General features: G+C 71.7%; 15 protein-coding genes. 11 read left to right on the top strand and 4 right to left on the bottom strand.

Going from position 1 to position 15,057, the window contains the following annotated elements; all coding sequences use genetic code 11:
* The first annotated feature begins 85 nt into the window (after positions 1-85).
* The 7 genes from ACEN2M_RS12285 to ACEN2M_RS12255 all read left to right on the top strand — a co-directional run bounded on the left by ACEN2M_RS12285 (position 86) and on the right by ACEN2M_RS12255 (position 6,935).
* The gene (locus ACEN2M_RS12285) at positions 86-640 is read left to right on the top strand and encodes a D-glycero-alpha-D-manno-heptose-1,7-bisphosphate 7-phosphatase (RefSeq protein WP_441648418.1); all 555 of its coding nucleotides are present in this window, start codon (positions 86-88) and stop codon (positions 638-640) included.
* Positions 637-1,770 (top strand): glycosyltransferase family 9 protein, encoded by a 1,134-nt coding sequence (locus ACEN2M_RS12280; RefSeq protein WP_441648417.1) that lies wholly within the window; start codon positions 637-639, stop codon positions 1,768-1,770. Before ACEN2M_RS12285 ends, ACEN2M_RS12280 begins: the two co-directional genes overlap by 4 nt.
* Positions 1,767-2,810: a glycosyltransferase gene (locus ACEN2M_RS12275; protein ID WP_441648416.1), complete on the top strand. Its 1,044-nt coding sequence runs from the start codon at positions 1,767-1,769 to the stop codon at positions 2,808-2,810. Before ACEN2M_RS12280 ends, ACEN2M_RS12275 begins: the two co-directional genes overlap by 4 nt.
* Positions 2,807-4,138 (top strand): glycosyltransferase, encoded by a 1,332-nt coding sequence (locus ACEN2M_RS12270; protein WP_441648415.1) that lies wholly within the window; start codon positions 2,807-2,809, stop codon positions 4,136-4,138. The genes ACEN2M_RS12275 and ACEN2M_RS12270 overlap by 4 nt, the downstream gene beginning before the upstream one ends.
* Positions 4,135-4,773: a D-sedoheptulose-7-phosphate isomerase gene (locus tag ACEN2M_RS12265; protein WP_441648414.1), complete on the top strand. Its 639-nt coding sequence runs from the start codon at positions 4,135-4,137 to the stop codon at positions 4,771-4,773. Before ACEN2M_RS12270 ends, ACEN2M_RS12265 begins: the two co-directional genes overlap by 4 nt.
* Complete coding sequence (locus tag ACEN2M_RS12260; protein WP_441648413.1) at positions 4,770-6,152, top strand: PfkB family carbohydrate kinase; 1,383 nt, start codon at positions 4,770-4,772, stop codon at positions 6,150-6,152. Before ACEN2M_RS12265 ends, ACEN2M_RS12260 begins: the two co-directional genes overlap by 4 nt.
* Positions 6,153-6,233: 81 nt before the next feature.
* On the top strand, positions 6,234-6,935 hold the full coding sequence (locus ACEN2M_RS12255) for an SDR family oxidoreductase (protein WP_441648412.1): 702 nt from the start codon (positions 6,234-6,236) through the stop codon (positions 6,933-6,935).
* Here ACEN2M_RS12255 and ACEN2M_RS12250 read toward each other — a convergent pair.
* The gene (locus ACEN2M_RS12250; RefSeq protein ID WP_441648411.1) at positions 6,904-8,040 is read right to left on the bottom strand and encodes a glycosyltransferase family 9 protein; all 1,137 of its coding nucleotides are present in this window, start codon (positions 8,038-8,040) and stop codon (positions 6,904-6,906) included. The two genes, ACEN2M_RS12255 and ACEN2M_RS12250, sit on opposite strands and share 32 nt — an antisense overlap.
* Before the next feature lie 187 nt (positions 8,041-8,227).
* On the opposite strand from ACEN2M_RS12250, the gene rfaE2 reads away from it, so the two are divergent.
* Genes rfaE2 through ACEN2M_RS12235 form a run of 3 tightly spaced genes read left to right on the top strand, consistent with a single transcriptional unit; the run spans position 8,228 to position 11,118 of the window.
* A complete protein-coding gene (gene rfaE2 / locus ACEN2M_RS12245) occupies positions 8,228-9,763 on the top strand; it encodes a D-glycero-beta-D-manno-heptose 1-phosphate adenylyltransferase (RefSeq protein WP_441648410.1) in 1,536 nt (511 codons plus the stop codon).
* A complete protein-coding gene (locus tag ACEN2M_RS12240; protein ID WP_441648409.1) occupies positions 9,760-10,632 on the top strand; it encodes a glycosyltransferase family 2 protein in 873 nt (290 codons plus the stop codon). Before rfaE2 ends, ACEN2M_RS12240 begins: the two co-directional genes overlap by 4 nt.
* A 3-nt stretch (positions 10,633-10,635) precedes the next feature.
* Positions 10,636-11,118, top strand: coding sequence for a GNAT family N-acetyltransferase (locus tag ACEN2M_RS12235; protein WP_441648408.1), 483 nt, complete (start codon positions 10,636-10,638; stop codon positions 11,116-11,118).
* Between the two features lie 19 nt (positions 11,119-11,137).
* On the opposite strand, the gene ACEN2M_RS12230 is transcribed toward ACEN2M_RS12235, so the two are convergent.
* The 3 genes from ACEN2M_RS12230 to ACEN2M_RS12220 form a co-directional block, all read right to left on the bottom strand.
* Entirely contained in the window at positions 11,138-11,740 is a 603-nt protein-coding gene (locus ACEN2M_RS12230) for a histidine phosphatase family protein (protein ID WP_441648407.1), read from the bottom strand.
* Positions 11,741-11,805: 65 nt separating this feature from the next.
* Positions 11,806-13,173, bottom strand: coding sequence for a M16 family metallopeptidase (locus ACEN2M_RS12225; protein WP_441648406.1), 1,368 nt, complete (start codon positions 13,171-13,173; stop codon positions 11,806-11,808).
* Between the two features lie 63 nt (positions 13,174-13,236).
* Positions 13,237-14,346 carry an aldo/keto reductase gene (locus tag ACEN2M_RS12220; RefSeq protein ID WP_441648405.1) on the bottom strand — a complete coding sequence of 370 codons (1,110 nt, stop codon included), beginning with the start codon at positions 14,344-14,346 and terminating at the stop codon, positions 13,237-13,239.
* 201 nt (positions 14,347-14,547) lie between these two features.
* On the opposite strand from ACEN2M_RS12220, the gene ACEN2M_RS12215 reads away from it, so the two are divergent.
* Positions 14,548-15,051 (top strand): glutathione peroxidase, encoded by a 504-nt coding sequence (locus ACEN2M_RS12215; RefSeq protein WP_441648404.1) that lies wholly within the window; start codon positions 14,548-14,550, stop codon positions 15,049-15,051.
* Positions 15,052-15,057: the final 6 nt, after the last annotated feature.

Below are 15,057 nucleotides of genomic sequence, written 5' to 3'. Positions count from 1 at the left end.
GCCCCCACCATGGCAGCGTTTCTCCGCCGCGCCAGTGCTCTTCGGCCGACGTTTAGTCCGGCCCCGCCGGGGGAACAGGTTCACCATGACCGAGGCAGGCTTCGCAGGCACCCGGGCCGTGCTCTTCGACAGGGACGGCACCCTGGTGGTCGACGTGCCGTACAACGACGATCCGGGCCGGGTCGAGCCGATGCCGACGGCGATACCGGCGCTGAAGCTGTTGCGCAGCTGCGGGCTGCTGGCGGGCATCGTCACCAACCAGTCCGGCTTGGCCCGTGGGTTGGTGAGCCCCGAGGATTCCGACAGGGTGAACCGGCGCGTCGACGAGATCTTCGGCGGCTTCGACGTGTGGTGTGTCTGCCCGCACGCCCCGGAGGACGACTGCTCCTGCCGCAAGCCCAAGCCCGGCCTGATCCTGCGCGCGGCCGACCGGCTCGGGCTCAGCACCGCTCAGGTGGTTGTGATCGGCGATATCGGCTCCGACGTCGACGCCGCCACCGCCGCCGGCGCCCGCTCCATCCTGGTGCCCACCCCGCACACCCGCTTCGGCGAGATCCTGGGAGCCCCCGTCGTCGCACCCGACCTCTTCGCCGCCGTCGATGAGCTCCTGGCCGACCTGCCCTGTGGGAGGCTGAAGTGACCCGCCGGGTGCTCGTGGCCAGGCTGGACAGCCTGGGCGATGTCGTCTTGGCCGGGCCCGCGGTGCGGGCCGTCGCGTCGGGCCGGCTGGGCGAGGCCAGCGAGGTGTGGCTGCTGTGCGGTCCCCAGGGCGCCCCGGCGGGCCGGCTCCTGCCCGGAGTGCACAGGGTTCTCACCTGGTCCTGCCCGTGGATCGCGGACCCCGCCCCGGCACCGACCGACGAGCACATCACCGAGCTACGTGAGCTGGTGCGCACCTGCGCTCCCGACGAGGCTGTGATCCTCACCTCCTTCCACCAGTCCCCCCTCCCCCTGGCCCTGCTGCTACGCCTGGCCGGGGTTGCCACCATCGTCGGCGCCTCGGTGGACTACGCGGGCAGTCTCCTGGATGTGCGGCTCCGGCCCGGCGAGGACTTTCCGGAGGACCAGCCGGAGGCGTTGCGGGCACTGCGGATCGCCGCCGCCGCCGGGTATACGCTGCCCGCCGGTGATGACGGCCGCCTGCGCCTGCTGCCCGCCGTGTCCGCCGACATCCGGGGCGGCGCCACGCAGCCCGGACTGATGCCACTTCGACCAGGCTCCTCCGGCTTGGCCTACCTGGTCGTGCACCCGGGCACTGACGCCCCGGCCCGGAGCTGGCCGGCCACGCATTTTCGGTCGCTGGTGGCGATGCTGGCCGATTGCGGTTTCAGGGTCGCCGTCACGGGCGGCCCGCGCGAGAGGGAGCTGACCCGGTTCGTGGCCGGAACCGATGGCGTCGACCTGGGCGGGCGCACCGACGCCGCCGGCCTGGCCGCGCTCCTGGCCGGGGCTGCCGCCGTGATCACCGGCAATACCGGCCCCGCCCATCTCGCCGCCGCGGTAGGCACGCCCGTGGTCAGCCTGTTCGCCCCGGTCGTCCCCGCGGTGCGGTGGGCGCCGTACGGGGTCGACAGCGAGATTCTGGGCGACCAGGATGCCCCCTGCCGGGGTAGCCGCGCCCGCATCTGCCCGCTGCCCGGACATCCGTGCCTCACCGGAGTGACCGCCGAGGATGCCGCGCGGGCGACGCTGCGCCTGCTCTCCCGTACGGGCCGGCAGGCCGGCCCGGCGGCGTCGGCAGGGCCGACCGGCGACGAGGGGGCGGCATGAGGATTCTGCTCTGGCACGTGCACGGGGCGTGGGCGGATGCCTTCGTCCGGGGCGCGCACGACTACCTGCTGCCGGTCACCGTTCCCGGCGACCCGTGGGGCCTCGGCCGCTCGGGCCGCGACTGGCCGGAGCGGGCCCGCGAGGTGCCCGTGCGGGATCTCCGCACCACCGACGTCGACGTTGTGGTGCTGCAGCGCCCCCGGGAGATCGACTTGTGCGCCGAGTGGCTCGGCCGCCGCCCCGGCCGGGACCTGCCCGCCGTGTTCGTGGAGCACAACACCCCCCGGGCCGACGTGCCCAACAGCAGGCATGTGCTCGCCGACCGGAGCGACATCCCGGTCGTGCACGTGAGCCACTTCAACGACCTGTTCTGGGACTGCGGCCGGGCGCCGAGCACTGTCATCGAACACGGCATCGTCGACCCCGGCGCGCTGTACACCGGCGAACTGCCCCGGATGGCCGCCGTGATCAACGAGCCCATGCGCCGCTGGCGGGTCACCGGAACCGACCTGCTCCCCCGGTTCGGTGCGGCAGGTCCTGTGGACGTCTTCGGAATCCCCGACGGTGCGCTTCCGCCCGGCCGGGTCGAGCACTGCGGTGACCTCCCCACCGGGCGACTGCACGCCGAACTCGCCAGGCACCGGCTCTACCTGCACCCGGCCCGCTGGACGTCGCTCGGCCTCTCGCTGATCGAGGCCATGCACCTGGCCATTCCCGTCATCGTGTTGGCCAGCACGGAGGCGGTCAGGGCCGTGCCCGCCGAAGCCGGTGCCCTCTCCACCAGTGTGGACGACCTCCTGGCCACCGCCCGCCTGCTCCTCGAGGAGCCGGATGAGGCCAGGCGCCGCGGCCGGCTGGCCAGGGCTGCGGCGCTGGAGCGGTACGGCCTGGCAGCTTTCCTCACCCGGTGGGATGAGGTGTTGGGCGACCTGACCCGGCGAGCGCCGGGCACGGCCGGCAACCATCCCGGCGGCCCTCGAGACGACACGGTGACATCGGCAGAGACCGCGGTCATCAGCAGAGACGGGAGTAGACGATGAGAATCGCCCTGGTATCCGAACACGCGAGTCCCCTTGCCGCGCTCGGCGGCGTGGATGCCGGCGGGCAGAACGTGCACGTCGCCGCGCTCGCTTGCGCCCTGGCCGAACTCGGCCACACCGTGACGGTCTACACCCGCAGGGACGACGCCACCCTGCCCGACCGGGTCCACGCCGCGCCCGGTGTCGAGGTGGTGCATCTGCTCGCCGGCCCGCCGGTTGCCGTGCCCAAGGACGACCTGCTCCCCTACCTGCCCGAGCTGGCCGCCGGGCTCGCCGCGGACTGGGCCGACACTCCTCCCGACCTTGTGCACGCCCACTTCTGGATGTCCGGGCTGGTCTCCCTCGCCGCGGTGGAGACTCTCGGCGCCGCCGGCCACGACCGGATCCCCGTGGTGCAGACCTTTCACGCCCTCGGCACCGTCAAGCGGCGATACCAGGGTCGTGACGACACCAGCCCACGGGAACGACGCACCCTGGAACCCTGGGTGGGGCAGAGCGTTGCTGCGATCATCGCCACCTGCACGGACGAGGTCACTGAACTGACCGCGATGGGCGTTGACCCCGCCACGGTGTCCGTGGTGCCCTGCGGGGTGGACCTGTCCCTGTTCAGGCCGGACGGCCCCCGCGAGCCGGTGCCGGAGAACCGCACCAGAATCGCCGTGGTCGGCCGGCTGGTGCCTCGGAAGGGCGTCGACCTGGTGATCGCGGCCTTGGCGCTACTCAGGGACGCCGGCCGGGATGACGTCGACCTCGTCATCGTGGGCGGCGGGCGTTCCCAGAACGATATGCACGAGGATCCCGACGGTGCCCGGCTGCTCGGCGTCGCCGCAGCGCACGGGGTGAGCGGTCAGGTGATCCTGCGCGGCCAGATTCCGCAGGCCGAGTTGCCGGCCATCCTGCGCTCGGTGGCCGTCGTCGTCTGCGCGCCCTGGTACGAGCCGTTCGGGATCACGCCGCTGGAGGCGATGGCCTGCGCGGTGCCCGTCGTCGCGGCGAGGGTCGGCGGGCTCGGCGACAGCGTCGTCGACGGTGTGACCGGCATTCACGTGCCACCCCAGGATGCGCCGGCCATCGCCCGCGCCGTGGGCCGGCTGCTCGATGATCCCGAGACGGCCGCCGCCCTGGGCTCCTCGGGCCGTGCCAGGGTCTCCGACGGTTACTCCTGGGACCGGATCGCGGCCGCCACCGTCGACGTCTACCGCAGGGTTCTCGCCGATCCCGTGCCCCGCGGCGCGCCCGCCGTGCCCGAAGACACTTTCAGCAGAACGGCGGCGGCGTTCGCGGCTCCACCGGTCACCGTCGTCGGCCGACGGGGGCACCGCCCATGAGCCCCGGCCCCGCCACCCGCCCGCGGCCGCGGCTGGCACCGGCGCCCGGTGCCGTCGTCACCGCGCACATCGACGAGCTCGCCGCCGTGGCCGCCGGCCTCGCCGCCCAGGCCGACCGCCTGGACGGGTGGGGCAGGGAGCTCTGCCGGCGGTTGCTCGGCGGGCACCGGCTGCTGGCCGCGGGCAACGGCGGTTCGGCGGCCGAGGCCCAACACCTCACCGCCGAACTGGTCGGGCGCTACCAGGGCGAGCGAGCACCGTTCTCGGCGATAGCCCTGCACGCCGACACGTCGAGCCTGACGGCGATAGGCAACGACTACGGTTTCGAGGAGGTCTTCGCCCGGCAGGTGAGCGCGCACGCCCGCACCGGGGACGTTCTGATCCTGTTGTCCACCAGTGGTCGAAGCCCCAACCTGGTGCGCGCGGCGCAGGCGGGCCGGGCCGCCGGCACCGTGGTCTGGGCGATCACCGGGGCGGGTCCGAACCCGCTGGCCGACGCCGCCGACGACCGGATTCTGCTGCCCGGGCCGGCCGCCACCGTGCAGGAGGTGCAGCTCGTTGCCGTGCACGCGCTCTGCCTGGCCTTCGAGGCGCAGCTGGATCGCAGCCGGAGCGGCACGGAGTCGACACCATGAGGATCGTCGTGGTCGGCGACGTGCTCCTGGACGTGGATATCAGCGGCACCAGTGAACGGCTCAGCCCGGACGCGCCCGTGCCCGTCGTCGACGTCACCGGCTCGTCGGTGCGGGCCGGTGGCGCCGGACTGGTCGCGGTTCTGCTCGCCGCGGACGGCGCCGAGGTCGAGTTGGTCACCGCGCTGTCCGACGACGCCCGCTCTCACGACATGCGCCGGGCCCTCGCCGGCGTGCGCACCATCGCCGGGCACTCCTCCGGGCCCACGCCAGTGAAGACCCGAGTGCGCACCAACGACCACGCCGTGACCCGCCTCGACGAGGGATGCGGTGCCGTTGCCGCGCCGCGGGTCACCGCCGCGATGCTCGAGTCCGTCGCCGGGGCGGATGCGATCATCGTGTCCGACTACGGGCGCGGATTGGCCGCCGATCCGGCTCTGCGCACAGCCCTCGAGCGGCGACGTTCCGGTGTTCCCCTGGTGTGGGACCCGCACCCGCGTGGCGCCCGCCCGGTGGCGTCGGCCACCGTCGTCACCCCGAACCTCGCCGAGGCGGCGGCCTTCACCGGCCACGCCGCGCAGGGGGTGACCGGCGCCGCCGACGCCGCCGGAGCGTTGGCTGCATCCTGGGGATGCGGCTCGGTCGTCGTCACGCTGGGCGCCCTCGGCGCTCTGCTGCTCACGCAGCCGGCCACCGGTCGACCGGCCGGCGGGCCGGCGCTCCCGTTGCTGGTGCCGGCAGTTGCGGTGGGAGCCGCTGATGTCTGCGGTGCCGGCGACAGGTTCGCCGCGTCGCTGACTCTGGCGCTGGCGGGCGGTGCCGGCCTGGCCGACGCCGTGGCTGCGGCGGTGCAGGCGGCGGGCGTGTTCCTCACCGCAGGCGGGGTGTCCGCTCTCGGCCGGCCGGCCGGCCCCGCTCCGGATGCTGCCCTCGGCGCCGTTGAGCTGGCCGGGGCCGTGCGCTCTGCCGGCGGCACCGTCGTGGCGACAGGCGGTTGCTTCGACCTGCTGCACGCCGGCCATGCCCGCACCCTGGCGGCGGCCCGGCGCCTGGGCGACTGCCTGATCGTCTGCCTCAACTCCGACGATTCGGTGCGCCGGCTCAAGGGCGATCACCGGCCGATTCTGGGCCAGCAGGACCGGGTCGACCTCTTGCTGGCCCTGGAGTGCGTGGATGCCGTGCTGGTGTTCGACGAGGACACACCCGAAACAGCGCTGGGCAGCATCCGGCCCCATCTGTGGGTGAAGGGCGGCGACTATGCCGGAGCGACCCTGCCGGAGGCGGCCCTGGTGCAGAGCTGGGGCGGGCAGAGCGTGACGGTTCCCTACATCGCGGCCAGGTCGACCACCCTTCTCGCCGGCGCCCTCGCCAGGGTCGGCTAGTGCCCTCCGCTCCCTTCCGCTCGTGAACCGCACACCCGACCACCCCGACCATCCCGACCATCCCGACCCGAGGAGCTATACATGAATGACTCATTCCCCCGTCCCGGCCGCGTTCTCGTCACTGGCGGTGCTTCCGGGCTCGGCGCCGCCGTCGTGGCGGCGGTGCGCTCGGCCGGCGGCCAACCCGTCGTGCTCGACCGGGACCAGGTGCCCGGCGACGGGGTCCTCTCCTACGCTGTCGACGTGTCGGACCGGACTGCGGTCGCGGCCGCCGTGCTCGAGGCGGCGGAGGCGCTGGGCGGGCTGGATGCCGTGGTCACGGCCGCCGGCATCGACAGGTGCGGGCGCCTGGACGAGGTGGAGGCCGCGGAGTGGGAGCGGGTGATCATGGTCAACCTGCTGGGCACCGCGAACGTCGTGCGGGCCGCCCTGCCGCACCTGCTGAAAACCCACGGTCGTGTCGTCACCGTCGCGTCCTCCCTCGGACTGAAGGCTGTCTCGGACGCCACGGCGTACTGCGCGTCGAAGTTCGGCGTGATCGGCTTCACCCGGGCGCTGGCGGCCGAGACGCGCGGACAGATCGGTGTGACGACGTTGATCCCGGCCGGCATGGCCACCAGGTTCTTCGACGACCGCGACGAGAAATACCGGCCCCAGGACGACTCCAGGCTGAACGACCCCGCCAGGGTCGCGGCGGCGGTGACCTTTGCGCTGGGCCAGCCGACGGGATGCGAAGTGCGTGAGCTGGTGATCACCCACGAGGAGGACGACTCCTGGCCATGAGCTCGCGTACGTCGTCGATCACCGGCCGCACCGGCAGTCCGGCGACGACGGAGTCATCGTGCTCACACCGCACCGGGCTGCTGAAGTCCGCACCACACCGGCCGCAGGCCATCGCCCAGGACACGTGCACCCGGTGCCGTGCGCGCAGCAGCGGGCCGGCGGTGAGCAGGTTGCCGATCCAGTACAGGCTCACCGTTGCCGCTCCGACCGCCTGGGCCAGGTGACGCGGACCGCTGTCATTGGCGACCAGGATGTCGGTTTCGGCGAGCACGCCGACGAGGCCCGGCAGGTCGATGCTTCCGGCGAGCGACAGCGTGGGGGCCACTCCCTCGGCCGGCCGGCCGGCGGCCTCCACCACGTCGCGGGCGATGCCGCGCTCCGACTCGTCGCCGAGCACCACCACCCTCGCACCGTCGGACAGCGCCGCCTTGGCCACCTGGCCGAACCTCTCGGTCGGCCAGCGTCGACGCGGGTCGGTCGAGCCGGGGTGGATGGCCACCACCGGCCCTGACCCGGCCGGCACCAGCTGCACGCCTCGGCGGCGCTCCGCTGCCGTGACCGCGAGGGCCGGCCCGAGCGTGACCGGTGCCGCCCCGGCCAAGCCCACCACCTCGAGGGCACGCAACAGCTCGTGCTGGGTGTGCCCGTACGGCAGGGTTCGTTCCAGCGCCGGCGCATCCGGCGTTCGCATGCCCACGGTGTGGCGTGCTCCGATGTCGAGCAGGAACGGGTTGGAATTCCGGCCGCCGCCGTGCAGTTGCACAGCCAGATCGAACCTCCGCCGGCGCATCCGCCGCACGAATCGTTGGTACTCGGCTGGGTCCTCTGCCCCGGCTCGCAGGCCACGCCCGGCGGGCAGTTCCTCCACCTTGTTGATTGGTCCCGGTCGTCCCTCGAGGAGCCGGTGCTGCGCGCCGGTTCCGAGCAGGGTCAGCTCGGCCGCCGGGTAGGCCGCGGCCAGGGCGGCGAGCGCGGGTTCGACGACCAGCAGGTCGCCCAGCCCGCCCGCCCGCAGTACGGCGATGCGCTGCACATCGGCGAATGGTGCCAGCACGTCTCCGAAGACCACCGGCGAGCCTGCGGGGGTGTCCTGCCGGTCGGCCATGGTGGCTCCTTCGTTTCGGCCCGCTCGGGCTCCACCGGTCCAGGCTGCGAGGTCCTTTCCTTGGTTGTGCCCCCGACGGCAGAAATTGAAACCCGGGTGTGCCGGTCAGCGGATGTGGGTATGGGATCTGCAGGCTCCGACAGAAAAGCCACCGTGCACCAGCGAGACCCCAAGCCGGGAGGACAGGGTGACGAACGATTCCTCGCCCAAGCAGCGGTCCGCCGAGCGCGGCTCCGTGCCGCTCTGGCCTGACCTGCCCGCCGACCTGCGGGTGGCCGCGCCCGCGATCACCGTGATCGGGGACTTCCTGCTCGACATGTGGTGGAGCGGTACCAGCGACCGGCTCTGCCGGGAGGCACCGGCGCCGGTGGTCGACCTGCGTGCCCGGGTTCTGCGGCCGGGCGGGGCGGCCAACACCGCCATGAATCTCGCGGCCCTCGGCGCCAGGGTGCGCGTGGTCGGGTTGGTCGGCGCCGACGACGCCGGACGCGATCTGCGCCGGGCTCTCGGCGACGCCGGCATCGACGTGGCGGGCCTGATCGTGCACCCCGGCGTCAGCACGGCCACCAAGACCCGCATCGTGAGCGGCGGCCAGACCCTGGTGAGAGTCGACGACTCGCACCGGGGTGCTCTGCCCGGCGACGCCCGCCGGTCGGTACTCGACGCCGCCCGGCGCGCCCGGGTGGGGTCGGCGGCGGATGTTTTCGCCGACTACGGTCTGGGCCTGTTCGACGCCGACGGCATCCGCGAACTGGCCGCCCAGAACCATTCGGCGCCGCTGATCGTGGTCGACGCGCACGACGCCGTGCGTTGGGCAGTGCTCGCACCCCAGCTGGTGACCCCCAACGCCGCTGAGGCGGCCAGGGCGCTGGGCCGCCCTGGTCCTCCGGCCGACCATCGAGCCGACTTCTTCCTCGAGCATGCTGACGAGCTGCGCGCCCGCACCGGCGCCGGCATGGTCGCCGTGACCCTCGACGTGGAGGGCAGCCTGCTGCTCGGTCCGGACACCTTCCGGTACCGCACCCGCACATCGCCCGCCCCCGAGCAGAACGCCGCCGGCGCCGGTGACACCTACGTTGCCGCGCTCGCCGTGGCGCGCGGCGCCGGCCTGTCCTGGCCGGTCAGCGCAGAGCTGGCCCAGGTGGCGGCCGACGTCGTGGTGCGCCGGCCGGGCACCGCGGTCTGCTCAACCGCCGACCTGGTCTACGCTCTCGGCGGCAGCACCGACCCGGTGCTGACGGCCGAGGCCCTGGCCGAGCGGATGCGGGCGGAACGGCAAGCCGCCAGGCGCGTCGTGTTCACCAACGGCTGTTTCGATGTGCTGCATCGCGGCCATGTCGCGTACCTTCGCCAGGCCCGCAGGCTTGGCGACGTGCTCGTCGTCGCGGTCAACGGCGACGACTCCACCCGGCGGTTGAAGGGACCGGGCCGGCCGGTGAACCCCGTCGCCGATAGGGCCGCCGTCCTGGCGGCATTGGATTGCGTCGACTACGTCGTCGTGTTCGACACCGACACACCGATTCCGCTGCTCGAGGCCCTGCGCCCGGAAGTGTACGCCAAGGGCGGCGACTACTCCCCCGACATGCTCGACGAGGCCCCGGTGGTCACGTCCTACGGCGGGGAGGTGCGGATTGTGGACTACGTTCCCGCGCACTCCACGACAGCCATCGTCAACCGCATCCTCGGGTCGGCCTCCCCGCGAGCGACGGCGGCCGACTCGTGACCTCCCGGCGTTGGTCCGGTGCCTGGGCGTTGCCGCCGGAGCAGTCGGCGGCGCGCCTCGAGGTACTCATTCCCACCGTGGACCGGGCGGCGGAGCTCGCCGTGACGCTGGCAGGTCTGGCCGGTCAGGACGACCCGCCGTTCAGCGTCACCGTGAGCGAGCAGTCCGAGACCAGTTCCGAATCCAGGCCGGCGGTGGCCGCGATGCTGCGGGTACTGCGTGCCCAGGGCCGCGAGGTGCGTTACCTCGTGCACCGGCCGCGGCGCGGACTCGCCGAACACCGGCAATTCCTGCTCGACCAGTCGGTGGCCGACGCTGTGCTCTTCCTCGACGACGACGTGTGGCTGGAACCTGGCATGCTGGCCCGCCTGTCCGATGCCCTGGATACCCTGCGGTGCGGTTTCGTCGGGGCGGCGGTGCAGGGGCTGTCCTACCTGCACGACAGCCGGCCGGCCCAGCGGGAACCTTTCGAGCTGTGGGACGACGCCGTGCGTCCGGAGGTGCTGCGCAGCGACTCCCCGCAGGTGGACCGGATGACCCTGCACAACGCGGCCAATCTCACCCACGTGGCCGGTGAGCTCACCATCGACAGGGGCAGTTGGCTGGCCTACAAGATCGCCTGGGTGGGCGGCTGTGTGCTGTTCCGCCGGCAGCTCCTGGTCGAGTGCGGCGGATTCGACTTCTGGAGCACGCTGCCGTCCAGTCATGTGGGCGAAGACGTGGTGGCGCAGTGGCGGGTGATGGAACGCTTCGGCGGTGCGGGCATCCTGCCCAGCGGCGCCGTGCACCTCGAAGCGCCGACCACCGTGCCCGACCGCAGCACCGAGGCTGGGGACATCGTCTTCCGCCCCGCCGCCACGTACCCTTGAGGCATGCCCCAGTTCACGGATGTGCCGGTGACGGATGCTGGATCCATCGCCTTGCTCACGCAGTATTTCAGTGATCGCGCCTCCACCTTCCCGAGCTCGGGAGGCTACCGCACCACGTTTCCGCCGCCTGAACAGTTTGTGCCCCCGCGCGGCCTGTTCCTGCTGGTGAGCGAGGAGTCCCAACCGCGAACATTCGTGGGTTGCGGCGGCATCCGGCGCATCGATGACGGAGCGGATGGCGCTGTGCGATTCGAGGCCAAACACCTCTGGCTGCAACCGCAGGTGCGCGGCCGCGGCTGGGGCAGCCTGCTGCTCGCCGAGCTGGAGAAGCGGGCCAGGCAGTTCGGGGCCACGGAGCTGGTGCTCGACACCAACTCGAGCCTGGAGGCGGCGGGCCGGCTCTACCAGCGCTCCGGGTACGTGGACGTACCGCCGTACAACGACAACCCGAACGCCACCAATTGGTACCGCAAGAGCCTCGGCTGAGCTGGTCAGACCTGAGCGGCTAGAACAGCAGCGGGTCCGGCAGGCCGGTGCGCAACTCCACCGGCAGGTGGCCGAGGTCGTTATGGGTGACCAGTGACCACGGCCGCCCGGGCTTCTGCTGCAGCACGGTGAGGCCGCAGTTGGCCTGGTTGATGCTGATCCACCGCCAGTCCGGCGCCCCGAGCACCTCACGCACGAACCAGGCGATCACGAAGTTGTGTGTGATCAGCAGGTCGTGCCGGGGGCCACGGTGCGGATGCAGGAACTCGGCGACCGCGTCTTCCATCTGGGCGCGCCCGGCCTCGATCGATTCTTCGCTGACGGAGTTGAAGAACGCCCCGTACGACTTGGGCATCTCCGGGGACCGGCCGGACGGCACACAGTCGAACAGCAACGGCGACGGCTCCGGGGTGAGCGACGGCAACCGGTCCGCGATGATCGCGGCAGTCTCCGCGGCGCGCTGCAGCGGCGAATGCCAGGCACCGGTGAACGGCACCCCGCCGAGGCGCTCGGCGATGAGGTGCGCCTGACGCTTGCCGCGCGGCGACAGCGGGCCGTCCGGCAGGCCGTACTCGGCGTCCTGCTGTTCGCCGTGTCGCACAAGGTAGAGGTACTGGGGCATCATCGCCCTTTCGGTTGATGTCGGGACATGTCGAACCGGATCCGGGGCTCGCCGGGAAGAACTGGTCAGCTCGGCGGGCGCGGCACGGTTCTGCGGGACAGCACGGTGTCGAAAACGTCTTCCTCGAGCGCGCCGACGGCGGCGATCGAGAACGGCCGGGCCACCATGTCCGCGGCCAGCTGCTGCACGTCGTCCGCGCTGACCAGCGCGAGGCGCCGCAGGGCCTCGTCGAGGTCCACGAACTCGCCCAGGGTGATCTCGGAGCGGCCGAGCCTGGACATCCGCGTGTCGGAGTCTTCGAGGGCCAGGGCGGATGCGCCGGAGAGTTGGCCGGAGGCCCGCTTCATCTCGTCGGCGGTCACGCCGTGGTCGGCGAGGCGGTGCAGCTCGTCGAGCATGATCTCGGTGACCTGCCCGGCCTTGGCGGGGGTGCAGCCGGCGTACATGCCGAAGATGCCCGCATCCGAGTAGCCTGGCGCGAACGAATAGACGGAGTAGGCCAGGCCGCGCTTTTCGCGTACCTCCTGGAACAGCCGCGACGACATGCCGCCGCCGAAGATGGAGGTGAGCACGTTCATGGCCACCCGGCGGTCGTCGGCGGCCACCAGGCCCGGCACGCCGATCAGCAGGTTGGCCTGTTCCAGCGGCCGGTGCACGACGCTGACGGGTTGGCCCTGGTTGATCACCGCTGCGGTGCCGGAGCGGCGTCCCACCGGTGCGGCGCACTCGCCCAGGTCCCAGCCGGCCTGCAGCAGCGACCGGGTCACGGCGGCCACGAGCACGTCGTGGTCCACGGCGCCGGCGACGGTCACGACCAGGTCCTGCGGCCGGTAGTTGGCACGATAGTGCTCCCAGACCGCGTCACGGCTTGCGGCGCGGATGGTGTCCGGGCTGCCGCCGATCGGCCGGCCCAGCGGATGCGTGCCCATGACGGCCTGGAAGAACCGTTCGTTGGCGACGTCGGCCGGGTCGTCGTCGGCCATCGCGAGTTCCTCGAGGATGACGCCGCGTTCGGTTTCGAATTCGGCGGGATCCAGCAGCGACGAGGTGATCATGTCGGTGAGAACCTCGACGGCCATGGTGAGGTCCCGGTCCTGCACCTTGGCGTAGTAGCAGGTGTATTCCTTGGCCGTCATGGCGTTGTGCTCGCCGCCGACGGCGTCGAACGCTATCGCGATGTCGAGCGCGGTGCGCTGCTTGGTGCCCTTGAACAGCAGGTGCTCGAGAAAGTGGGTGGACCCGAAGTGGCCGACCTGCTCGTCGCGGGAACCCACGGCCACCCAGTAACCGATGGTGAGGCTACGGCTGCCCGGAACCTGTTCGGTGACGATGCGCACCCCGCTGGGCAGCACGCTGCGCCGCACGAGGGAGTCACCGGCGGCCCGAAACGAGAGTTCGGTCAGGTCAAGGGGAAATTCAACGGCGCCGTTCATATCAGGTCAACCTTACGACACCACGCTGTGCGGGGCCTGCCGGTCGGGTTGGCGGGCCGGGGGTCAGGCGGAGACCTTGTCGAGGTCGACCATGTCCGCCCGGCCCAGCCGCACGGCGGCCGCGGCCACGAGGGCATCCACCTGGTCCGGCCGGCTCGCGCTGGCCACCGGCGCCACCACGCCCTCCCTGGCCAACAGCCAGGCCAACGCGATCGTCGACGGTGCCACACCGTGGTCCTCCGCGATGCGTTCGAGCACGGCCAGCACCTTCAGGCCGGTGCGGTTGAGGTACGCCGACGCCCGGCCGGCGCGGATGCTGTCGGTGAGGTCGGCCTTGGAGTGGTATTTGCCGGTGAGGAAACCGTGCGCGAGAGCGAAATACGGCATCACGGCCAGCCCCTGCGCGCGGGTGACCAGGGCCAGGGACGATTCGTAGGAGACCCGGTTCATCAGGTTGTACGGAGTCTCGACGGCCACGAACCTCGGCAGGCCGTTGGCGGCCAGAACCCGGGCTTCCATCAGGCGTTCTGCCGTGAAGTTCGATGCCGCCAGGTGGCCGACGGTGCCGTCGGCGATGAGCATTTCCATGGCACCGAGACTCTCCTCCAGCGGAACGTCGAGGTCGTCGAAGTGGAAGTGCAGCAGGTCGATGTGATCGGTGCCGAGCCGCTCCAGGGACGCGTGCACGGCCCCGACGATGCTGCGCGGCGAGAGTCCGGGGTTGTCGCGGTTGCGGCCGATCTTGGTGGAGATGACGACGTCGTCCCGGACGCCCCTGGTTCGCATCCACGACCCGATCAGCACCTCACTGCGGCCCGCCGCGTAGCTGTCGGCGGTGTCGAGGAAATTGCCGCCGAGCTCCCAGTGCCGGTCCAGGATCGCCATCGCGGTGTCACCGTCGGTGGTCCAGCCGAAGACGCTGCAGCCCAGGGCGAGCGGATGCACGGTGAGGTCGGTGTCGCCGATGGTGCGGCGGATGCCGGCGGCGCGTTTCGGCAGCCGCACGGGTGCCGTGTGCTGCACCTGCACCGGGCGGGTCTGCAGGGCGAGGGCCTCTGCCGCCGCCCTCTGTTCGAGGGGCAGGACGTCCAGGCGCGGGTCCGGCTCGGTGGTACTCGTGGCTGTCCTGTCGCCGTTTTGCACGCCAACCCCCGCGACTCCACCAGTCACCATGCCGTTCTTCACGCTTCCACCACCCCTCGAACGGGTGAGCGCGGCTCCACGCAAACCCGTGTAAAGCCGACAATAACCCGATCCGCCAGATCCGCTGGGGGCGCGCGGCAAGCGTTACCGAAACGTGTGCCTTAACCCCCGATCGGCTGGGCAATGTGCCTTCGGAGCCGCTCCCCACCGTCGAGGAGTAGTCTTTTCGGCATGTCCGACTCCCCGCTCTACGACATCCCGCTCACCCTGATCGACGGCACGCCCACCACGTTCGGCCGCTTCGCCGGCAAGACCGTGCTGGTCGTCAACGTGGCGTCGAAGTGCGGCTTCACCCCGCAGTACGCGGGGCTCGAGGCGCTCTATCGCCGGTTCGCCGACGACGGCCTGGTCGTGCTCGGGTTGCCGTGCAACCAGTTCATGGGCGAGGAACCCGGCAGCGAAGAGGACATCCAGCAGTTCTGCGAGCTCAACTTCGGCGTCACCTTCCCGCTCACCGCCAAGGTGGACGTGCGCGGCAAGCATCAGCATCCGCTCTACGCCCAGCTCACCGCGTTCAAGAAGGGCGTGCTGCCCGGCCTGATCAAGTGGAACTTCGAGAAGTTCCTGGTGAACGCGGACGGCGTGATCGTGGACAGGTTCGCGTCGACGGTCGAGCCCGAATCGGCCCAGCTCGTGGGCGCGATCGAGAAGGCCCTGGCGCGCGCGACCGCCTGATCTCGG

The organism is Cryobacterium sp. W22_MBD10_FK3 (assembly GCF_052113745.1).
Classification (GTDB): domain Bacteria; phylum Actinomycetota; class Actinomycetes; order Actinomycetales; family Microbacteriaceae; genus Cryobacterium.
The sequence above is the reverse complement of the archived record's forward strand: the minus strand, read 5'-3'. Positions and strand labels throughout refer to the sequence as shown.